Raw genomic sequence first — 20,926 nt, forward strand, 5'->3', positions numbered from 1 at the left:
CCAGGGGATGGAAATGAGTGAAAGAGACGGCATTTTTGCTGGCACCGATCCGTTTGAAATCGCGACTCGGTGGCTGGAGGACGCCAAGGGCAGTGAACCAAATGATCCTAATGCGATTGCCTTGGCGACCGTAGACTCTGAAGGGTTGCCCAATGTGCGGATGGTCCTTCTCAAAGAGATCGAGCGGGATGCGTTTGTGTTTTATACAAACTATGAAAGTGCAAAGGCAGCAGAGCTGGACAGCGCTGGCAAGGCAGCTTTCGTGATGCATTGGAAATCTTTGCGGCGTCAAATCCGAGTTCGTGGTACAATTACGCGTGAAACCGGGCCGCAGGCTGACGAGTACTATGCGTCCCGCTCACTCAAAAGTCGTCTTGGGGCCTGGGCTTCGAAACAGTCACGCCCCCTGAGCAGCCGATCGGCCTTGATGGCCGAAGTTGCAAAAGTTACGGCAAAACTGGGTCCGAACCCTCCGCGTCCGCCGTTTTGGGGCGGATATAGGCTGGAACCAAACGAAATAGAATTCTGGGCCGACGGTGCGTTTCGGCTGCATGACAGGTTCCAATGGCGGCGCGATCAAGCGGGCTCTGGGTGGCAAGTGCAAAGGTTGAATCCATGACTTTCGCGTATCGTGAAATGCAACACTCAGAGATCAAAGGGTTTTTTCGGCTTGAATTTGTGTGCCAATCCCATACACATCGGACCCTTAACAAATTGAAAAAACTCGCGATGGAAACACCGTGCCAGAAGATCTGAACAACATGTACCGCGTTCGCGGGCACGTAAAATGGTTCGACCCCGCCAAAGGTTACGGGTTCGTTGTGTCTGACGAAGGCGGTCCTGATATTCTGTTGCATGTGAACGTGTTGCGCAATTTCGGTCAAAGTTCGGTGGCTGATGGCGCCGGGATCGAGATCATGACGCATCGCACGGATCGGGGTGTCCAGGCAGTTGAAGTGATTAGCGTTGATCCGCCTGCGCGAGCCGACTCGATGTTGTTGGCGGACTTCGCGGAACTTGACCCGGTTGAGATCGCCCAAGCCCCACTTGAGGCGGCACGGGTAAAATGGTTCGACAAAGGCAAGGGATTCGGGTTTGCCAACGTCTTTGGTCGCGGTGAGGATGTGTTTCTGCATATCGAGGTATTGCGTCGGTCAGGTTTGGCCGACCTTCAACCCGGAGAAGCGCTTGCGATGCGTGTCATTGATGGAAAACGCGGACGTATGGCGGCTCAGGTCATGGCCTGGGAAGCGGCGCTGGACGACTGAATCACCATGAAAGGGCGGCTGGCGGTTCTGACGACTATTGCAGTTTTTTGGACGAGTTCAGCGTTTGCCGCATGCAGCCCCGACCGGGTTACATTAAAAAATGACAAATCCCAGGTCAGTTTCGATATCGAGCTGGCTGTAAGCCCTCAGGAAAGAGCACAGGGTCTTATGTTCCGCGAGTCTTTGCCCCAACGGGCAGGGATGATGTTTATTTTCGATCCGCCTCAGCCCGTCGCGTTCTGGATGAAAAACACGCTGATTCCATTGGATATGATTTTTTTGGATCGCAGTGGGTCGGTCGTACATGTCCACAGCAACGCCATTCCTGGCGACCTGACTCCGATTGAGGGGGGAGATTCGGTTTATGCGGTCCTGGAAATCAATGCAGGGCTGGCCGAACGTTACCTGATCTCGCCCGGAACTCAGATGCGGCACGAAGTTTTTTCACAAGGTCCTGCAATTTGGCCCTGTTAGGGCTTTTCAAATCAGAACAGCGCGTTTAGGAAGGCGCACGGTCCGGGGCGTGGCGCAGTCTGGTAGCGCACCTGTTTTGGGTACAGGGGGTCGTAGGTTCGAATCCTGCCGCCCCGACCACTTCTTCTTACAATGTTGGTGATCCCCCCATTGCCTGGTAGAGCGCACTTAGCGCTTTATCCAGAGTCTTGCTTTCGACTGGCACCTGCACAGGCGGGCCTGTCCTTTGGGGGACATTAAAAAACACCTCGGCATCGATCCGATAGCCAGCAGTGTTTTTGGTCGATGTCAGGCGCATGACACTTTGAGGCAAGTCCTGCGGATATCCCTCGTAGTTGAGAATCAGATAAGCAGTCGTGTCCGGAGGCAAAAGCTCGGTGCATTCAAACACTTGATTCCCGACCCGTTCGAACTGCTCTCCTGGACCGCTACAGCTGACTTCAAACGTATCGAACAGACGCTTTGGATAGTCTTGAAACTGTGCACTGCGGGTTGGAATGGGCACATCTTGTGCTGTGCACGCCACGATCAGGCCCATTAGGGATAGGATTCCAAGCCTCGGTATCAATTCCTGTATCCTCGATCTGTCGTTTGGCGCGGTATGCCCGGATGTGCTTGTCCGATATGGGCCGTGCTGATTCTGTTTCAGTTTAAATACCTTAACGCAGGTTTATCAAATGCCGATAACTGTGCCGGAAATCACAGTTAATTGCGCGTTAGATTTAGTCGGGGGATGACCAATACCGGTGGACGAACTTGTGGAGGAATCGGGAAACACCTCGTTTCACGAAGGCGTTACAATCCGGTCAACAAAAAAGATTTCAAAAATGACCGAAAAATGACGTTGACGATCTATGGCTGAATACGCCAGATTGTATGGGCCGAATGTGGTGCCACTAAATCTGGTAGAAAAACCGGTGTTGGGCACAGGGCGAGGGTCGGAAAGCACATAATAGTAACGTGCAGCCGTTTGGACGGGTTTGCGCTGCCGCGGGTAGCGCAGGGTTCATTGCGCCCGAATTTTTTGGCAGGTGGGCGATCCTTGATTTGGGGGTCAATCACTAAGGGACAAGTTGATTGAATCTAGGGCGGCGGACATGCAGATTGACAGGAAATTCACTAAATCGGGACAAGATGCCTACGCGGATTTGGACTTTGTTTCCGCAACGTCTGAGATTCGGAATCCTGATGGCACGATAGTCTTCCGGCTGGATGATATCGAAGTGCCGTCAAGCTGGAGTCAGGTGGCCAGTGACGTCATCGCTCAGAAATACTTCCGCAAAGCCGGTGTGCCCACCAAGCTTAAGAAAGTTAAGGAAAAAGACGTGCCCGAATTCCTGTGGCGCTCGGTCCCGGCTGAGGGTGCAGAATTCGACGGAGAAACGTCTTCGAAACAGGTGTTTGACCGACTGGCTGGTGCCTGGGCTTATTGGGGCTGGAAGGGTGGCTATTTCTCGACCGAGGAAGACGCACGCGCCTACTTTGACGAGATGCGCTATATGCTGGCGACCCAACGCGCCGCGCCGAACTCGCCACAGTGGTTCAATACGGGCCTTCACTGGGCTTACGGTATCGACGGTCCTGCGCAGGGTCACCATTATGTCGACTATAAAACCGGCAAACTGACCAAGTCGAAATCCGCTTACGAACATCCGCAGCCGCACGCGTGCTTCATCCAGTCCGTCGATGATGATCTGGTGAACGAAGGCGGCATCATGGATCTGTGGGTGCGCGAGGCGCGCCTGTTTAAATACGGCTCGGGCACCGGGACCAACTTCAGCCATCTGCGCGCGGAAGGCGAGGCGCTGTCAGGCGGCGGCAAGTCCTCGGGTCTTATGGGCTTTCTCAAGATCGGCGACCGCGCCGCTGGCGCGATCAAATCAGGCGGTACAACCCGTCGAGCAGCAAAGATGGTAATCGTCGATGCAGATCACCCCGATATCGAGCAATTCATCGAGTGGAAGGTGATCGAAGAGCAAAAGGTGGCCTCGATCGTTGCCGGATCGAAGATGCACGAGAAGATGCTGAACGGCATTTTCGAGGCCATCCGCTCTTGGGACGGCGCCGCCGATGACGCCTATGATCCGAACAAGAATGACAGCCTGAAGACCGCTGTGCGCGAGGCCAAAAAGGTCGCAATCCCCGAGACTTACATCAAGCGCGTGCTGGATTATGCGCGGCAAGGCCACGACAGCATCGAATTCCCGACCTATGACACGGACTGGGATTCGGAAGCTTACAGCTCCGTCTCGGGCCAAAACTCGAACAACTCGATCCGCGTGACCAACGCGTTCCTGACCGCCGTCGAAAAAGACGCCGATTGGGAGCTGATCAACCGCACCGATGGTAAGGTCGCCAAGACCGTCAAGGCCCGCGATCTGTGGGAAAAGGTCGGTCACGCTGCATGGGCCTGTGCCGATCCGGGCATCCAGTTCCACGACACCGTCAATGAATGGCACACATGCCCTGAAGATGGTGAGATCCGCGGCTCGAACCCGTGCTCGGAATACATGTTCCTCGATGACACGGCCTGTAACTTAGCGTCGATGAACCTGCTGACCTTCCTCAAGGATGGTGAGTTCCAGGCGGCGGACTATATGCACGCTTCGCGCCTGTGGACCCTGACGCTGGAAATCTCGGTGACGATGGCGCAGTTCCCGTCGAAGGAAATCGCGCAACTGTCTTACGATTTCCGTACCTTGGGTCTGGGCTACGCGAATATCGGCGGTCTGTTGATGAACATGGGCTACAGCTATGACTCGGATGAGGGTCGGGCGATCTGCGGCGCGCTTACCGCGATCATGACTGGTGTGGCCTATGCGACTTCGGCGGAAATTGCCGGTGAGCTGGGTGCGTTCAAGGGCTATGAGCGCAACGCGGACCACATGCTGCGTGTCATCCGCAACCACCGCCGCGCGTCGCAGGGTGTCACGGAGGGCTATGAGAAGCTGGCAGTGAAGCCGGTACCTCTGGACCACGGCAATTGCCCGGACAAGCGTTTGATCGACTTGGCCATGTCGGCTTGGGATGAGGCGCTAAGCCTCGGCGAAAAGAACGGGTATCGCAACGCGCAGGCTACTGTGATCGCACCGACCGGCACCATTGGTCTGGTGATGGATTGCGACACCACAGGGATTGAGCCGGACTTTGCGCTGGTTAAGTTTAAAAAGCTTGCGGGCGGCGGTTACTTCAAGATCATCAACCGTTCGGTGCCTTCGGCGCTGGAGAAGCTGGGCTATTCCTCGTCTCAGATCGAAGAGATCGTGGGCTACGCGGTAGGTCATGGCACCATCGGCAACGCGCCGGGGATCAACCATACCTCACTGACTGGCCACGGCTTTGGCCCGAATGAGCTGGCGAAAGTGGACGCTGCGCTGGAAAGCGCGTTCGACATCCGGTTCGTCTTCAACCAGTGGACACTGGGCGAGGATTTCTGCACCGGCGTTCTGGGCATCCCGGCCACCAAGCTGAATGACCCGACTTTCGACCTTCTGCGTCACTTGGGTTTCACCCGCGCGGATATCGAAGCGGCGAATGATCACGTCTGCGGAACCATGACGCTGGAAGGCGCGCCGCACCTGAAAGAGGAACACTATTCCATCTTCGATTGCGCCAACCCGTGCGGCAAGAAAGGTAAGCGTTTCCTTGGGGTTGATAGCCACATCACCATGATGGCGGCGGCGCAGAGCTTCATCTCGGGTGCGATCTCGAAGACGATCAACATGCCGAACGACGCGACCATCGAAGACTGCCAGAAGGCATATGAGTTGTCGTGGTCGCTGGGTGTGAAGGCGAACGCGCTGTACCGCGACGGCTCGAAACTGTCTCAGCCTCTGGCCGCTGCATTGGTTGAGGATGATGATGAGGCCGCCGAGGTTCTGGAAAGCGGCACACCGGCCGAAAAAGCTGCCGTGCTGGCCGAGAAGGTCATCGAGAAGGTCGTCGTCAAGGAAATCGTCCGCTCGCACCGCGAAAAGATGCCCGAGCGTCGGAAGGGTTATACTCAGAAAGCCATCGTGGGCGGCCACAAGGTCTATCTGCGGACGGGTGAATACTCGGACGGCTCGCTGGGCGAAATTTTCATCGACATGCACAAGGAAGGCGCTGGCTTCCGGGCCATGATGAACAACTTTGCCATCGCGGTCTCGGTCGGCCTGCAATACGGCGTTCCGCTGGAAGAGTTCGTGGACGCCTTTACCTTCACCAAGTTCGAACCGGCGGGGATGGTGCAGGGTAACGACTCGATCAAGAACGCGACGTCGATCCTAGACTACATCTTCCGCGAGCTGGCCGTCAGCTATCTGGACCGCACTGATTTGGCCCATGTGAAGCCCGAAGGCGCGACCTTTGACGATATCGGCCGAGGCGAGGAAGAGGGTGTTTCGAACGTCTCGGAAATCAGCGAAACAGCGGCCTCCAAGTCATTGGAAGTATTGAAGCAAATCAGCTCGACCGGGTATCTGCGCAAGCGGTTGCCGCAGGATCTGGCCGTGTTCACACCGCAAGCAGATGCGACCGGAGTGGCGGAACCTGCCGCCGTGTTCGAAGCGCCTGCTGAAACTGCAGTTGCGACCGGCATGGACGCCCGCACCAAAGCCAAGATGCAAGGGTACGAGGGCGATCCCTGTGGTGAATGCGGAAACTACACATTGGTGCGCAATGGCACCTGTATGAAATGCAACACCTGCGGTGCGACCAGCGGGTGTAGCTAAGGCAAACGCCCCGTCAGGCGGGGTGTAGGGACCTGGGCTTTCCCCCGAATGCCCGGTCCCGACGAATACGGAAGAAGGCGCCGAGACTTACCGACGATGCCTTTTTCCACTCGGCCGACATGCCCGTGTCGGCCGGGAACAGGGTGGGGCGGAATATTGCTCTTTCCCACTCTCTCACGGGACGGGTGCGCTCGTCCCATGCGCAGTCCAGGCCGCAGGCAAAAAAACACCGGGCGGTCAACGATATGAGCCTGGATGGCGAAACTTAAAGGGGGCCTCGGCCCCCTTTTTTTCATAGACTTACGTTGGCAAGTGAATGTTAAATTTCTCGCGAAGGGCCGCGTCCAGCATGGGATCGAACCGTGCGGGTGACGGCGTGGACAAGATTTCCTCTTTCCGGGCCGTGGCCTTGGCGATCAGATCAGGCTTGTCCAATTCGGCCCATTCTTTGGGAGACGTGCGGTCGCCATAAGTCGGATACACGTAATCCGCTTGCATTCGGCTTAGCGTTGCATCGGTGCCGAGGTAATGGCCCGGGCCGCCCATGCAGACTTCGGCGATCTGGTCGAGCGCCAGTGTTTCATCCGTGACTTCGATCCCACGAACACAGCGCTGCGCCTGTCCTATAATGTCATCCCCTAGGATCAGGCTTTCAAAACAGAAACCCAGCAATGAGGCGTGCATTCCAGCGGCCTCGTACACCATATTCACGCCAGATAATCCCGCCATGACATTCGAGCACATCTGCTCCCAGCCGGCCTGCATATCTGGCATTTTCGAGTCCGATGCGCCGGCCGCCGCGCCGCCGGGAAGATCATAGAACTGGTGCATTTGTCCGCATCCGGCAGTCAGTAGGGCTTGCTCGCCCGAGCCTATGGACATAGCGCCGGTTCGCAGGTCCAACCCAAAGGGCCAGGTGCCAAAAACTGCAGGTGCGCCGGGGCTTACGGCATTTACATAAACCAGTCCGGCCAGGCATTCGGCGGTGGCCTGTGTGATTGCGCCCGCGATGGTCGAGGGGGCCGTCGCACCGGCCATACCTGCGGACAACAACAGTACCGGCATTCCTGCCCTGATACACTCCTCCATAACTTCGCAGCTTTCGGTGGCGAATTTCATCGGAGGAACAACGAAACAGTTCGAGTTCGATACAAATGGTCGCTCGCGCCACTTATCCTCTCCGCCCGCAATCATGTGCAACATCTCAACCGCTGGGGCGACATGGCTGGGCTCTGTGAACGACGTGCCGATGTGTTTGAACGTGCCAGAACAGGCGGCGTACACGGTGTTCAGGTCCATCTCCATGTTGTCCGTGATGTCACGACACACCATAGGGCGTTGAACGAAATGGATATTATCTAGTTGCTGACAAATCCGTGCTGCATCGTGCAGGTCTTGAACGGTCGAGTCCCGATACTCCCGACCATGGACGTCGACCATGCTGACAGCAGCGCCCGCGGTGCCATAGTGGACGCGCGTGCCCGACAGATCGAGATCCATCTGCCCATCACGGCTGTGCAGGGTCACGGAACGATTGGCATTGGCAATCGTGTCTTCGACCAGCGCCCGCGGAAAGCGAATGCGCCCGTCGTCGCCCAAGGTGCATCCAGCGCCGACCAGATAGTCAATCCCGCTTTGCGGCGCGTCCGCAAGCCCGATCGTTTCAAGCGCGGTCAGCGCGGCCTCGTGTATCTGTTCAACCTGCCGAGGGGTGAGCGGTTTCAGTGTTCCGCCTTCAAGGCCAGGGCGAACGGGGCGCAAGTGGTCGGGAAGGGCCGAGGCACGGGCCGCGCGACGTGCGGCACGGCCGCCGCTGCGAGAGGAGGTACGCGATTGGTCGTTCATATCAAAGTCCGATTGGTGAGTTGCGAGTGGTCTAAGGGCGGTTCAATCCCGGACTGGTCGCCCTCGGGCCGCGCGACCACGATCCGCACCGATGGTGCGGCTGATCAGCCGGATCTTCCAAACGTCACTGTGCATGAGGCTCCTCACCTTGTGGCGTGCAGTGTTCCAAGTCGGGTCGCCTCATTCTGTTCTGTTTGCGACTTCGATGACCAAAAGCGAAACAAACCTGAGTTTTTCGGCACATAGATTACCTTAGGTAAAGAAATTACCCGTTTGATCCGGAAATCTGTTATACTTCGGTCACTTATTTAGCAGCAATTCGTGATCTCAATTGATTTTTAACGATTGGCTTCCAGTTGTATGGCACTCTGAAAAGAATACTCGAATGTTTTGATGAAAGGCTTTTGTAGTCTAATGAACCATCTGCTGCCCATCATTGTCGCGATGACACTGACCGGCACCATCTCGGCTTTTGCCGAGGATTGGAGCGGGGCTTATGCAGGATTCAGCTTTGGTTATGCGGATGCAGATGGTCGGAACGGCGCAAGCGGTAGTGATTCTAGCTTCGGTCCTCATGTCGGGTATGACCACGATTTTGGGAATTTCGTTCTGGGAGGCGAGCTTGAGTATAATCGGCTGTCTTTGAATCTGGGCCAGAACGAAGGTAGCCTGGACAGCATGACCCGCGTGAAACTGCGTGGCGGGTACGATTTCGGATCTGCGCTTGGGTATGTAGTTGTGGGAGCCGCACGAGTAGATTCGTCGGTCGAAAATGACACGGCTGCGGTCTACGGAATCGGTGTTGCCTATCCGGTCACCGATAGATTTGTCATCAGTGGTGAGGCTTTGCGTCAGAACTTTGACGACGTGACCCGTTCCGAAGGCGGCCTCGATTCCAACGTGTTCAATTTGAGAACGACCTTTCGGTTCTGACCACGGCTACTCTGCTGCATTCTGGTCAGCCAACTCTTTCGCGAAATCACATATGGTTTTTAAAGCAGACGCAAAGCGCACGTCTTCGATTGTCATGGCCACGCGAATATGTCCTTTAGCAGCAGTGCCAAAACTTTCACCAGGCATCACTGCGATTCGACGTTTATCCAACAGTGCATTTGCGAACTCTAAACCACTGAGTCCGGTCGCTCGCACGTCCAGCATCAGGTACATCGCGCCTTGCGCGGGCACTAAACCGACTGTGGTCTGCGCGCTCAGAATTTCGACTGCCAGCGTCCGTCTGCGGCGAAACGGAGACGCGATGCTGTTTTCAAGTTCATCTCCGGCGGTCAGCGCAAAATGAGCCGCGTCCTGAACGAAGCCGGGTACGCCGTAGGTCGTGTGTGTGGCCAATGTGATCAGATAAGAGATCACTTTTTCAGGTCCGACGACCCACCCGCATCGAGAGCCCGTCATGGCATGCGATTTGGACATTGAGCCAACGACCAAAGTGCGGTCCGCCATATCAGGCAGGCTGCGGGGCGAGATGTGCGCTCCATCCCAAACCTGCGTGTCGTAAACTTCGTCGGAAATCAGCCACAGGTCGCGTTTACGGCAGACATCGGCCAGGCCCTCGAGGGTCTGGCGGGAATACACGACCCCGGTAGGGTTGTTTGGCGTATTGATGAGCAACGAAACCGCACCGTCAGAGGCGGCTTCGATCTGCTGGGGGTCTGGCTGAAAGGCTGCCTTGGCTGTGGTTTGAACCGTCCGGTCGATGGCGCCGGCGCCGCGGATCGTTCCAGGGTAGGTGGCATAGTACGGGTCCAGGTACAGGCCAACATCACCCGGATCGCAAACCGCCATATGGGCCGCGAACAGAGCCGATTGACCACCGGGTGTAATCAATACGTTGTTACGTGTGGTGGGAACACCGGTTCGCGTTTGAACGCGCGCAGCTACTGTATCGCGCAGCAGATCCGTACCGGGCACCAATGCGTATCCCGTATGGCCTTGTCGGGCGGACTGATTCATCGCACGCAGAATTGACGGGTCTGTGCGGATATCATGTTCCCCAATGGTCAGTTCGGTAACCGCAAGGCCTTCGGTTATCATTCGTCGGGCGCGGTAGAATACGTCCCACCCGTCGCCGTCGCCTCTGGTCAATTGCTTAATACGCCGTGACAGTTTCATGATGCGCCTCTGCCTGTTTTGTAGCCGAAAGGGCCAGAGCGTTTTGTGAATGTCAATTCGAGGCAGCGTGAAAACAGGGGCTTGGCGGAACAATGCCCGCATGATAACCAAACTCTATGAAACTGACGTTCTGCATCATTACCTGCTGCATTTCCTGCTGATTTATCAAGCGGGCCAGTTTCTTTCGTTTTCATCCCTGAGACAAGTTGCTAAGCCCGCGCCAACGCGAGACGCCACGCCGTTCTTAGGAGCCGACCGATGACTACGATCAAACTGCACAACACAAGGACCCGGACGAAAGAGGATTTCGTGCCGATCAGTGCTGACAACGTGCGGATGTATGTCTGTGGTCCGACGGTTTATGACCGCGCCCATCTGGGCAATGCGCGGCCCGTAGTGGTGTTTGACGTGCTCTATCGGTTGCTGCGCCACACCTATGGCGCGGATCACGTAACCTATGTGCGCAATTTCACCGACGTGGATGACAAGATCAACGCGACTGCTCTGGCGCGGCAGAAAGCGGGTGCAGCGGGCACGTTGGAGCAGCTTGTGCAGGAACGCTCGGACGAGACGATCGGCTGGTACCTGCATGACATGGGCGCTTTGGGCGCGCTGGAGCCCAACGCGATGCCGCGCGCGACGCAGTATATTGGCCAGATGATAGCCATGATCGAGGACTTGATCGCCAAAGGCCACGCCTATGCAGCCGAGGGGCATGTTCTGTTCGCTGTGGACAGCTGGAAGGCTAAATACGGCGCGCTGTCTGGTCGTTCGGTCGATGACATGATCGCCGGGGCGCGGGTCGAGGTTGCGCCTTACAAGAAAAACCCGATGGATTTCGTGCTTTGGAAACCGTCGAGTGACGAGTTGCCGGGCTGGGACAGCCCGTGGGGACGGGGACGTCCGGGATGGCATATCGAATGCTCGGCCATGAGCTATGAACTGTTGGGCGAAAGCTTCGATATTCACGGCGGCGGAAATGACCTGATGTTCCCGCATCATGAGAATGAGATCGCCCAAAGCTGCTGCGCCCATCCCGAGGGCGAGTTCGCGCGGGTTTGGCTGCACAATGAGATGCTGCAGGTCGAGGGTAAGAAGATGTCCAAATCGCTGGGCAATTTCTTCACCGTCCACGACCTGCTGGATCGGGGTGTGCCGGGTGAAGTGATCCGGTTTGTGTTCCTGCAAACGCATTACCGCAAGCCGATGGACTGGACCGAGAAAAAGGCGCGCGAAGCCGAGGCGACGTTGCGCAAGTGGCGGGCGCTGACAGCGGGCTTCGAGCCCGCCGCCAGCGCGGCCCCCTCGGTGATCGCCGCGCTGGGTGATGACCTCAACACGGCGGGGGCTGTCGCGGAACTCCACCGTCTGGCGGCAGAGGGTGACGCAGCGGGCCTGTCGGCCAGTGCGCAAGTTCTTGGGTTGTTGGTGCCTGAAATGGGCGCTTGGGCCGATACGGGCTCGGCAGATCTTTCTGGTCATGCGGCGCGTCTGGCCGAGGCGCGGGCCCAGGCGATGCAAAGCAAGGACTTCTCGGAAGTGGACCGGTTGAAGGCGGCCTATGTCGCAGCAGGGCTGGAAGTGCGGATGAGCAAGGACGGTGTGGAGCTGGTGCCGGGGGCCGGGTTTGACGCTGCCAAGCTGGAGGGTGTGTGATGTCGAAGGAACGGCTTTATCTATACGACACCACCCTGCGCGACGGGCAGCAGACCCAGGGTGTGCAGTTCTCGACTGCTGAAAAGGTGCAGATTGCCAAGGCTCTGGACGAGTTGGGCGTGGACTATATCGAGGGCGGTTGGCCCGGTGCAAACCCCACCGACAGCGCGTTTTTCGAGGTTGCGCCAAAGACCTCGGCCCGGTTGACGGCCTTTGGTATGACCAAACGGTCGGGCCGGTCGGCCGAGAATGATGATGTGCTGGCCGCCGTGATGAATGCTGGCACGCAGGCCGTCTGTCTGGTGGGCAAGTCCCATGACTACCACGTGACCCACGCGTTGGGGACCACGCTGGAAGAGAATGTCGAGAATGTCCGCGCCTCAGTCGCGCATATCGTGGCGCAGGGGCGCGAGGCGCTGTTTGACGCCGAGCATTTCTTTGATGGCTACAAGGACAATCCCGCCTATGCGGTTCAGGTCTGCCGGGCGGCGCTGGACGCAGGCGCGCGCTGGATTGTGCTGTGCGATACCAATGGCGGTGCGCTGCCTGCTGAGGTTTCGCGCATTGTGACCGAAGTGATCGCCGCAGGTCTGCCGGGCGATCGTTTGGGTATTCATACGCACAATGACACCGAAAACGCAGTCGCCTGTTCCCTTGCTGCTGTGGATGCAGGCGCGCGACAGATACAGGGCACGCTGAACGGGCTGGGCGAGCGGTGTGGCAATGCGAACCTGACCGCTTTGATCCCGACCTTGTTGCTGAAAGAACCCTATGCATCGAACTTTGATATAGGCGTCACCTCACAGGCGCTGGCCGGTCTGACGCGTATCAGCCGGATGCTGGATGACATCCTGAACCGGGTGCCCAGCAAACAATCGGCCTATGTGGGGGCCTCGGCCTTTGCGCATAAGGCGGGGCTGCACGCCAGCGCGATCCTCAAGGATCCCTCGACCTATGAGCATGTAGATCCGGGGGCAGTCGGCAATGCGCGGATCATCCCGATGTCAAATCAGGCTGGGCAATCGAACCTGCGCAAGCGCCTGACCGAGGCGGGGCTGTCGGTGGAAAAAGCCGACCCTGCATTGGGGCGCATCCTTGACCGGATCAAACAGCGCGAGGCCGAGGGCTATTCTTATGACACCGCACAGGCCAGTTTTGAACTGCTGGCGCGGGATGAGTTGGGGCAACTGCCCGAGTTCTTTGAGGTCAAGCGGTACAAAGTGACCGTTGAACGGCGCAAGAACAAGTACAACAAGATGGTCAGCCTGTCCGAAGCCGTGGTCGTGGTGAAAGTCGACGGCGAAAAGAAGCTGTCGGTCAGTGAGTCTCTGGATGAGGATGGCAGCGATCGCGGACCGGTGAACGCGCTTGCCAAGGCGCTGGCGAAAGATCTGGGGCAATATTCGCAGGTTCTGGCGGATATGCGGCTGGTGGATTTCAAGGTGCGCATCACCCAAGGCGGGACCGAGGCTGTGACCCGCGTCATCATCGACAGCGAAGACGGGCAGGGGCGGCGCTGGTCGACCGTGGGCGTCAGTGCGAACATAGTCGATGCCTCGTTCGAGGCTCTGCTGGATGCGATCCAGTGGAAACTGGTGCGTGATTGCGGGCCGCAGGCGGTGGTGGCCGAGTGAGCGTTGCCTTCGACGATGACGTAAAGGCCTGCGCCGCACTTGTGCATCGCGCTGATCCGGATCGGTTCATGGCGGTGATGGCGGCTCCGGTTGCGGTGCGACCCAAGCTCTTTCCGATTTACGCACTAAATGCCGAGGTGGCGCGCGCGCCGTGGGTCACGCAAGAGACGATGATCGCCGAAATGCGTCTGCAATGGTGGCGCGATGCGTTGCAGGAAATTGCCGAAAGTGGAACTGTGCGCCGCCACGAGGTTGTAACGCCCTTGTCCCGTGTGCTGTCGCCTCATCTGGCCGCGCAACTTGATGAGTATGTGGCCGTAAGGCGTTGGGATATATATCGTGATCCGTTCGAAGATCAGGCCCATTTCGACACCTATCTGGACCAGAGTGCAGGTAGCCTAATGGTTGCTTCTGCGCAGGTTCTGGGGCCAGCGGATGAGGGAGTTTTGCGCGACTTCGGCTATGCGGTTGGCGTGGCGAATTGGTTGCGCGCGATCCCCGAGCTTGAGGCGCGCGGGCGCATCCCATTGTTGGACGGCACACCTGACGGGGTGCGGGCGCTGGCGCAAGCAGGGTTGGACCAGTTGCGGCGGGCGCGGGCGAATGCGGCGATGGTGTCGGCACAGGCACGTCCGGCGCTGTATTCCGGGTGGCAAGCCGAATGGGTGCTGCGTCGCGCCATTGCCAAACCGGATCGTGTGGCTGCCGGGGATATGGCGCAGGGGGAAATGCGGCGCAGGTTGTCCCTGATGTGGACGGCCGCGCGGGGGCACTGGTAGGCGATCAGGCGGCCTCGGGTTCCGTGGGCTTCAACACCAGCCACAACAGCGCGCCACCGGCCAAGGTCAACAGAGGGATCATGGCAAGGTTCACCGCCGTCCACCCCTCGACCGCCGAACCGCCCGAGCAGTTCATCAACCCGCCCGAAGCAAGCGAGGCAAAGGTTACGCCGCCGAACACCAGCAGGTCATTCAGACCCTGCATCCGCCCGCGTTCATTCACGTCATGGGCAGAGGCCAGCATCGTAGTGGCCCCGATAAAGCCAAAGTTCCAACCGATACCCAGCAGGATCAGCGCGATGAAGAAATTGCCAAGCTCGACCCCTTGCAGGGCGACCACTCCGGCTGCGCCCAGAATGGCAAGGCCGAGGGCGACGATTCTCTCGACTCCAAAGCGGGCGATCAACTGACCGGTGAAAAAGCTGGGGATATACATGGCCAGAACATGCCCAGTCACCACATCGGCCGCGTCATTGGCCGAATAGCCGCAGCCGACAACCGCCAGCGGGGTTGAGGTCATGACAAGGTTCATCAGCGCATATGACACCATCGCGCAGATGATCGCGACGGCGATGCGCGGGGTTTTCAACATCTCAAGCCGGGTGCGACCTTTGGGTGCGCCCTCTGCCATTTTTGCCGGGGTCGGGATGTCGAGAAAGAAGAACAGGACAGAGCCGATCACATTCACCGCAATCACCGCCATATAGGTGCCGAGGAACGGGATCACATAGGCAGTTGAGGTCAGCTTGACGATCTGTGGCCCGATGATCGCCGCCGCAAGCCCTCCGGCCATGACATAGGAAATCGCTTTGGGGCGGAAAGCGTCCGAGGCCGTATCGGCGGCGGCAAAGCGGTAAAAGCCGTGTGCGCTCATATAGATACCGGTCAACAGGCTGCCTAGCAGAAAGATGGGGAATGACCCCAGATACAGGCCGTAAGCCCCGACCAGACCACCAAGCGCACCTGCGGTTGCACCCACCAAAAAGCCAACGCGCCGTCCCCAGCGCTGCATGATGGCCGAGATCGGCGTGGCCGCCAGCATCGAGCCCAGCACGATCAGTGAGATCGGAAGGGTCGCCAGACAGGCATTGGTCGCCAGCGACTCGCCCGCCAAGCCGCCGACGATAAAGATCATCGGCATCTGAGCGCCCAGCACCGCTTGCGCGGCCACCAGAACGGCGACGTTGCGTTTGGCCTGGCTGTCATCGGGGGTAGTGGCAGTCATCGTCATGCGCTCATGGGTATCCGCGAAAAGCATGTCGCACAAGCGGGTTGCATATGCGTCAAAGCAGCCTAACGTGTGCGCTATTAAACAGCCTGAGGCCCGCATGTCCGTCGGACGTATCATCGAAACCAACGACTGTGTGCGTGAGGGGGCCGAGTGGCTGGGCAATGCCTGCCCGCGCATGGCCTATGCGCTGGATCAGGTGGGACCGTTGCCCCTGCGTCGCAAGCCTGACGGGTTCGCGCAACTGCTCAGCGCGATTGTCAGCCAGCAGGTCAGCGTGGCCTCGGCCAATGCGATCTGGAAACGGTTACAGGACGCGAAACTGACCGGCCCGCGCAAGATCATATGGGCCACGGATGATGACCTGCGCGCCGTTGGGCTGAGCCGTCAGAAAATTCGCTATGCCCGCGCGCTGGCCGAGGCGCGCATTGATTACAAGGCGTTACGCGACCTTCCTGATGCGGATGTGGTCGCCATTCTGACCGAGGTTCCGGGCATCGGCGTCTGGACCGCCGAGATCTACGCCATGTTCTCGCTGGGCCGTGCCGATGTGATCGCGCCGGGCGATCTGGCCCTGCAGGAGGCCGCGCGTATCCTCTACGATTTGCCCAAACGCCCGACTGACAAAGAACTGCGACAGATGGCCGGCGCGTGGTCGCCCTGGCGCTCGGTTGCGGCGCGGGTGTTGTGGGCCTATTACCGGGTGGCAAAGGAACGAGAAGGGATCAGATGACTCGAGTATTGAATGCGCTCCGAAAAGAGCCGGTTTCGGGCGACACGCGTTCGGTCGTGGTGTTTGTGCATGGCTATGGTGCCAACGGGGCCGACCTGTTGGGGCTGGCCGACCTGCTGGGGGAACATCTGCCGGATACGCTGTTTGTTGCGCCTGATGCGCCCGAGCAAATCCCCGGAATGCCCAACGGTTTCCAGTGGTTTCCGATCCCGTGGATCGACGGCTCGTCCGAGGAAGAAGCACGCCGCGGTATGGAGATGGCGGTCGAGGATTTCAACGCCTTCCTTGACGCGCTGATGGTGGATGAGGACGTGCTGCCCGAACAGGTGGTGCTGTTCGGCTTCAGTCAGGGCACGATGATGAGCCTGCACGTGGCCCCGCGCCGCGAAGACCCAGTAGTTGGAATTGTCGCCTTTTCGGGCCGGTTGCTGGAGCCTGACCTGCTGCCCGATGAAACGGTTAGCCGGATGCCGATCCTTCTGGTGCATGGAGACGCTGATGATGTGGTGCCGCCGCAATCGCTGCCTGAGGCGGCCGAGGCGCTGCAGGCTGCCGATTTCAAAGAGGTTTACGCCCATATCATGAAGGGCACCGGCCACGGTATCGCGCCTGATGGCCTGAGCGTGGCGTTGGCCTTCATGCGTGACAAGCTGAGCCTTTGATCCAATGATCGCAGTTCGGCCGATGATGCCCGAGGATGTGGCAGCCGCGTGCCGGATCCTCAACCAGATTATCGAGATCGGGGGGACGACTGCGTTCGAGATCCCGTTCTCTGAGGCACTTTTTGCGCAAAGTTATCTGGAAGGGCCGGACAAGATTTGTTGTCATGTTGCACTGGACCGTGATGGCGAGGTGGCCGGTTTCCAGTGGCTGGGATCGCATGCAAAATTGCCTGAAGACTGCGCCGATATCGCCACTTTTGCGCGCCGCGATCCGGTTCTGAAAGGTGTTGGGCGCGCGCTGTTTGCCGAAACCTCGAAACATGCGGCGGCTTTGGGGTTCAGCGCGATCAATGCCACGATCCGGGCCGATAACCGGCAAGGGCTGAGTTACTACGACAAGATGGGTTTTCTGGACTACTCGGTCGCTTATGGCGTTCCCCTTCGTGACGGCACACCGGTTGATCGGATTTCCAAACGGTTTGAACTGAGAAAGGGTTAGGAATGCTAGTCGTTACTGGAACGGTTGAGGTCGCGCCGGAAGGCATTGAACAGGCGGCAAAAGCCGCGCAGGAAATGGTGGCGGAAACGGTGAAGGAACAAGGCTGTAACGTCTACGAATTCAGCCAGGTTCTTGGGCATTACAACCGCTTCCGAGTGTACGAAGAGTGGGAAAGCCAAGCTGCGCTTGAGGCGCATATGGCCACGCCGCATATGGCCGTGTTTCAGGATGCTTTGGGTGAGGTTGGGGTCACATCCGCGGATATTTACCGCATCGTAGGCGGCGAAAAACAGCCGCTTCGGTAATCAATTCCAAAGGTGGGGTTCTGTGAACTCCACCGAGTTGCCCGCCGGATCGCGTACGTAAAGCGAGTGCGCGCCGTTCGGCCAGTCGAACTCGGCATCCAGGGGTACGTTCCAGTCCAGCAGGTGTTTGCGCATCACCGCGATCTGGTCGCGGGGCATGGACAGGCAGACATGGCCCGGTCCGCGCGCTCCATGAGGGGGCACGGGCAGGTCGGGGTTCAGTGGCGGTTTCTCGGTCTCGTCAGCGTTGAAGATCAGCAGAACCGTTGCACCCACGCGATAGAACACATGCCGGTCGGTGACCCGCTGGATTTTTTCAAGTGCCAGAACCTCACCATAGAATTGTTCGGCCACGTCAAGGTCATCGACGTACAAAGCGGCCTCAAGAATGCCCAGCGGGGTGGGGATATCCGACGTGATTTTCATGGCCTAAGCCTATCATAAACGGAGGTTTTTGTCACCGACGTGGTCGGCGGTCACGTTTACGCTGAGGGGCCGCGTTGATCGCGGGTTCGGGCAGGCTGTCCCATTGGCCGGGATCCAGCCCATCCAGCGTCCAGTCGCCAATGCGGGCGCGGATCAGGCGCAGGGTCGGGTGGCCCACAGCCGCCGTCATGCGCCGAACCTGCCGGTTCTTGCCTTCGCGCAGGGTTAGCTCGATCCAGCAATCGGGCACTGTCTGACGTTCGCGGATCGGAGGGGTGCGCGGCCAAAGCCCATCGGGTTCGTCCATCATCCGGGCCTTGGCGGGGCGGCTCACGCCATCTTTCAACTCGACCCCGTCGCGCAGCGCCTTTAGCGCGGCGGCGTCGGGCAGGCCTTCGACCTGTACCCAGTAGGTTTTGGCCATCTTGTGCTTAGGGTCGGCGATATGCGCCTGCAGCCGCCCATTGTCGGTCAGCAGCATCAGCCCTTCGCTGTCACGGTCCAACCGCCCGGCAGGATAGACGTCCGGTAGGTCGATGAAATCCGACAGGGTGCTGCGCGGTGTGTCCGCATTCGCCCGGTCGGTAAATTGCGGCAGCACGTCGAAGGGTTTGTTGAATCGAATAAACCAGCTCATGGTCTTCGCCATAGCGCGGCGGAAACTGTCGTGCAACCTGTGGATAACTGTCATGTGCCTGTTACGCAGGCAGCTTACCCATTCCCCGAGATATTGTGGATACTCAGGGCTTGTCAGAGTTTTAACACGATATATAGTTAACTTAAGGCCGGGGCGGGTGTTCCCCGCTCTGATGTCAAACGGGCAGAGCAGAGCGAGGAGCGATTCTGATATGGACGCAGACTTCAGGACCGAATTTGTCAGGGAACCCGGTGCGCTAAAGCATCATCCGGCACTGGTTTTGAACGCCGATTATCGCCCCTTGTCTTACTATCCACTGTCCCTTTGGCCATGGCAGGAGGCTGTGAAAGCCGCCTGGCTGGATCGGGTGGACATTGTGGCCGAGTATGACGAGGTCGTCCGAAGCCCCAGCACTGAAATCCGAATACCGTCGGTTGTTGTGCTGAAAGACTATGTAAAACCCAGAAAGCGCGTGGCCTTCACGCGCTTTAATTTATTTCTAAGGGATGAATTCCGCTGCCAGTATTGCGGCAGCCGGGGGGATCTGACGTTTGACCACGTGGTGCCGCGTGCCGCAGGCGGTGTGACCAGTTGGCAGAATGTGGTGGCGGCGTGCAGCCCGTGCAACCTGCGCAAAGGGTCGAAATCGCTGCGGCAGGCAGGAATGACCCTGCGCAAGCCGCCGCGCCAGCCCGATGCCGAAGCCTTGCGCAATGTCGGGCGGAAGTTCCCGCCCAATCACCTGCATGACAGCTGGATCGACTTTCTTTACTGGGATGCCGAGCTGGACGAGTTCTGACGCCAGGCCAGCATCCAGAATACAATCAGCACAGTCGAGATTACGCCGTTCCAGGCGGCCATGGACAATCCGAACATCTCCCACGGGATGTCATCGCAGCGTACAAGGGGCGCGGTCATGATCTGGTCGAACAGGTCCTGAGTCGATAGTCCTCCGATATCACCGGAAGTGCAGCTTGAGGGGCCTTCCCACCACCCTTGCTCGACCCCGGCGTGGAAAAAGCCGATAGCCGCAGTGGACAGCGCAGCTAGTGCTCCGACGAGGGGTAAAAAGTTCAAACGCGGCAGCGCCAGAGCCAACGCGCCTACAACAAAAGCTACGGCATGAGGATAGCGCTGCCAAATGCACATTTTGCAAGGTGCCATACCGCCAAGGTATTGAAATGCCCACGCCCCCAGCAGCAACGCGCCAGAGCCGCAGGCAGCGACCAAAATCAGTTGAGCTCTTCGTGTCATATGTATTTCACCACAAGAAAGCCGCCGAACAGCAGAATTATGAACAACGTGAACATCAGGCCCAGTCGCTTTTCGATGAAGGCGCGGATCGGCTCTCCAAAGCCCCACAAAAGACCGGCTACAATGAAAAATCGCAATGCACGTGCCAGAATCGACGTCGCAATGAATGTGCCCAGAGGCATGCCGGTCCAACCCGACATAATGGTGATGACCTTGTAAGGAAAGGGGGTCACGCCCGCCGCCAGCACAGCCCAGAACCCGAAATCGTTGAAACGGGTGTTGAATTCCTCCATCGCGTGAGCCTTGCCCATGGATTCGAGGATGGGCTGACCGAGGCTTTCATAGAAAAACGCCCCAATCGCGTATCCAAGCAACCCACCGAGCACCGATGCGACCAACGCAACTGTCGCGATCAACCACGCGCGTGACGGTCGCGCCAGGATCATCGGAATCATCAGCACATCGGGCGGAATCGGAAAGAACGAGCTTTCAATAAAGGCCACTACGGCCAATGCCCACAAAGCGTGCGGGTGTTCGGCCAGACGAATAGTCCAGTCATAGAGTGATCGTATCATTCGGCGCCAAAATCCCGGTCAACAGATGGGTTAGCCAAATCACGCGGTCATCCTAGGGTCAACTGCCGCCGGAAAAACAAATGACGATGGGTTGTTTTTTGCCTCTGGACCT

General features: G+C 58.3%; 21 protein-coding genes and 1 tRNA gene. 14 read left to right on the forward strand and 8 right to left on the reverse strand.

All coding sequences use genetic code 11. The features are described 5' to 3' along the window. The first annotated feature begins 13 nt into the window (after window positions 1–13). The 4 genes from pdxH (at window position 14) to GOW48_RS08555 (ending at window position 1,862) form a co-directional block, all read left to right on the forward strand. Complete coding sequence (pdxH, locus tag GOW48_RS08540; RefSeq protein ID WP_170354283.1) at window positions 14–619, forward strand: pyridoxamine 5'-phosphate oxidase; 606 nt, start codon at window positions 14–16, stop codon at window positions 617–619. Window positions 620–761: 142 nt separating this feature from the next. Continuing rightward, on the forward strand, window positions 762–1,268 hold the full coding sequence (locus tag GOW48_RS08545) for a cold-shock protein (RefSeq protein ID WP_174821856.1): 507 nt from the start codon (window positions 762–764) through the stop codon (window positions 1,266–1,268). Window positions 1,269–1,274: 6 nt separating this feature from the next. Beyond that, complete coding sequence (locus tag GOW48_RS08550; protein WP_170752940.1) at window positions 1,275–1,742, forward strand: DUF192 domain-containing protein; 468 nt, start codon at window positions 1,275–1,277, stop codon at window positions 1,740–1,742. A 43-nt stretch (window positions 1,743–1,785) separates the two neighbouring features. Continuing rightward, window positions 1,786–1,862: transfer RNA gene (locus GOW48_RS08555), tRNA-Pro, on the forward strand. Between the two features lie 7 nt (window positions 1,863–1,869). Here GOW48_RS08555 and GOW48_RS08560 read toward each other — a convergent pair. Next, a complete protein-coding gene (locus tag GOW48_RS08560; protein ID WP_170752942.1) occupies window positions 1,870–2,280 on the reverse strand; it encodes a hypothetical protein in 411 nt (136 codons plus the stop codon). A gap of 559 nt (window positions 2,281–2,839) precedes the next feature. On the opposite strand from GOW48_RS08560, the gene GOW48_RS08565 reads away from it, so the two are divergent. After that, the gene (locus GOW48_RS08565) at window positions 2,840–6,454 is read left to right on the forward strand and encodes a vitamin B12-dependent ribonucleotide reductase (protein ID WP_170752944.1); all 3,615 of its coding nucleotides are present in this window, start codon (window positions 2,840–2,842) and stop codon (window positions 6,452–6,454) included. 300 nt (window positions 6,455–6,754) lie between these two features. Here GOW48_RS08565 and GOW48_RS08570 read toward each other — a convergent pair whose 3' ends face one another. Continuing rightward, window positions 6,755–8,299 (reverse strand): trimethylamine methyltransferase family protein, encoded by a 1,545-nt coding sequence (locus tag GOW48_RS08570; RefSeq protein WP_170752946.1) that lies wholly within the window; start codon window positions 8,297–8,299, stop codon window positions 6,755–6,757. A gap of 414 nt (window positions 8,300–8,713) precedes the next feature. On the opposite strand from GOW48_RS08570, the gene GOW48_RS08575 reads away from it, so the two are divergent. Beyond that, the gene (locus GOW48_RS08575) at window positions 8,714–9,232 is read left to right on the forward strand and encodes an outer membrane protein (protein WP_234899347.1); all 519 of its coding nucleotides are present in this window, start codon (window positions 8,714–8,716) and stop codon (window positions 9,230–9,232) included. 6 nt (window positions 9,233–9,238) lie between these two features. On the opposite strand, the gene GOW48_RS08580 is transcribed toward GOW48_RS08575, so the two are convergent. After that, window positions 9,239–10,426, reverse strand: coding sequence for a pyridoxal phosphate-dependent aminotransferase (locus tag GOW48_RS08580; protein WP_170752950.1), 1,188 nt, complete (start codon window positions 10,424–10,426; stop codon window positions 9,239–9,241). Between the two features lie 258 nt (window positions 10,427–10,684). Here GOW48_RS08580 and cysS point away from each other — a divergent pair, with 258 nt between their 5' ends. Genes cysS through GOW48_RS08595 form a run of 3 tightly spaced genes read left to right on the forward strand, consistent with a single transcriptional unit; the run spans window position 10,685 to window position 14,495 of the window. Continuing rightward, window positions 10,685–12,082, forward strand: a complete 1,398-nt coding sequence (cysS, locus tag GOW48_RS08585; RefSeq protein ID WP_170752952.1) for a cysteine--tRNA ligase — start codon at window positions 10,685–10,687, stop codon at window positions 12,080–12,082. Then, on the forward strand, window positions 12,082–13,716 hold the full coding sequence (cimA, locus tag GOW48_RS08590) for a citramalate synthase (protein WP_170752954.1): 1,635 nt from the start codon (window positions 12,082–12,084) through the stop codon (window positions 13,714–13,716). Before cysS ends, cimA begins: the two co-directional genes overlap by 1 nt. After that, on the forward strand, window positions 13,713–14,495 hold the full coding sequence (locus GOW48_RS08595; protein WP_170752956.1) for a squalene/phytoene synthase family protein: 783 nt from the start codon (window positions 13,713–13,715) through the stop codon (window positions 14,493–14,495). Before cimA ends, GOW48_RS08595 begins: the two co-directional genes overlap by 4 nt. 4 nt (window positions 14,496–14,499) lie before the next feature. Here GOW48_RS08595 and GOW48_RS08600 read toward each other — a convergent pair whose 3' ends face one another. Then, window positions 14,500–15,726 carry an MFS transporter gene (locus GOW48_RS08600; RefSeq protein ID WP_170753011.1) on the reverse strand — a complete coding sequence of 409 codons (1,227 nt, stop codon included), beginning with the start codon at window positions 15,724–15,726 and terminating at the stop codon, window positions 14,500–14,502. Between the two features lie 97 nt (window positions 15,727–15,823). Between GOW48_RS08600 and GOW48_RS08605 the strand changes: the two genes are divergently transcribed. Genes GOW48_RS08605 through GOW48_RS08620 form a run of 4 tightly spaced genes read left to right on the forward strand, consistent with a single transcriptional unit; the run spans window position 15,824 to window position 17,922 of the window. After that, window positions 15,824–16,456 (forward strand): DNA-3-methyladenine glycosylase family protein, encoded by a 633-nt coding sequence (locus GOW48_RS08605; protein WP_170752958.1) that lies wholly within the window; start codon window positions 15,824–15,826, stop codon window positions 16,454–16,456. Further along, window positions 16,453–17,118: an alpha/beta hydrolase gene (locus GOW48_RS08610; protein ID WP_170752959.1), complete on the forward strand. Its 666-nt coding sequence runs from the start codon at window positions 16,453–16,455 to the stop codon at window positions 17,116–17,118. The genes GOW48_RS08605 and GOW48_RS08610 overlap by 4 nt, the downstream gene beginning before the upstream one ends. A 4-nt stretch (window positions 17,119–17,122) precedes the next feature. Beyond that, window positions 17,123–17,617, forward strand: a complete 495-nt coding sequence (locus tag GOW48_RS08615) for a GNAT family N-acetyltransferase (RefSeq protein WP_170752961.1) — start codon at window positions 17,123–17,125, stop codon at window positions 17,615–17,617. A gap of 2 nt (window positions 17,618–17,619) precedes the next feature. After that, complete coding sequence (locus GOW48_RS08620) at window positions 17,620–17,922, forward strand: putative quinol monooxygenase (RefSeq protein ID WP_170752963.1); 303 nt, start codon at window positions 17,620–17,622, stop codon at window positions 17,920–17,922. On the opposite strand, the gene GOW48_RS08625 is transcribed toward GOW48_RS08620, so the two are convergent. Then, entirely contained in the window at window positions 17,923–18,348 is a 426-nt protein-coding gene (locus GOW48_RS08625) for a VOC family protein (RefSeq protein WP_170752965.1), read from the reverse strand. Window positions 18,349–18,379: 31 nt separating this feature from the next. Continuing rightward, window positions 18,380–18,985: a pseudouridine synthase gene (locus GOW48_RS08630; protein WP_170752967.1), complete on the reverse strand. Its 606-nt coding sequence runs from the start codon at window positions 18,983–18,985 to the stop codon at window positions 18,380–18,382. 211 nt (window positions 18,986–19,196) lie between these two features. On the opposite strand from GOW48_RS08630, the gene GOW48_RS08635 reads away from it, so the two are divergent. Then, window positions 19,197–19,784, forward strand: a complete 588-nt coding sequence (locus GOW48_RS08635; RefSeq protein ID WP_170354266.1) for an HNH endonuclease — start codon at window positions 19,197–19,199, stop codon at window positions 19,782–19,784. Here the strand turns inward: GOW48_RS08635 and GOW48_RS08640 are convergent. Continuing rightward, window positions 19,754–20,239, reverse strand: a complete 486-nt coding sequence (locus GOW48_RS08640) for a disulfide bond formation protein B (RefSeq protein WP_170752968.1) — start codon at window positions 20,237–20,239, stop codon at window positions 19,754–19,756. The two genes, GOW48_RS08635 and GOW48_RS08640, sit on opposite strands and share 31 nt — an antisense overlap. Beyond that, a complete protein-coding gene (locus GOW48_RS08645) occupies window positions 20,236–20,814 on the reverse strand; it encodes a YqaA family protein (RefSeq protein WP_170752970.1) in 579 nt (192 codons plus the stop codon). The genes GOW48_RS08640 and GOW48_RS08645 overlap by 4 nt, the downstream gene beginning before the upstream one ends. Window positions 20,815–20,926: the final 112 nt, after the last annotated feature.

It is taken from the genome of Ruegeria lacuscaerulensis (assembly GCF_013033355.1).
Taxonomy (GTDB): Bacteria; Pseudomonadota; Alphaproteobacteria; order Rhodobacterales; family Rhodobacteraceae; genus Ruegeria; species Ruegeria lacuscaerulensis_A.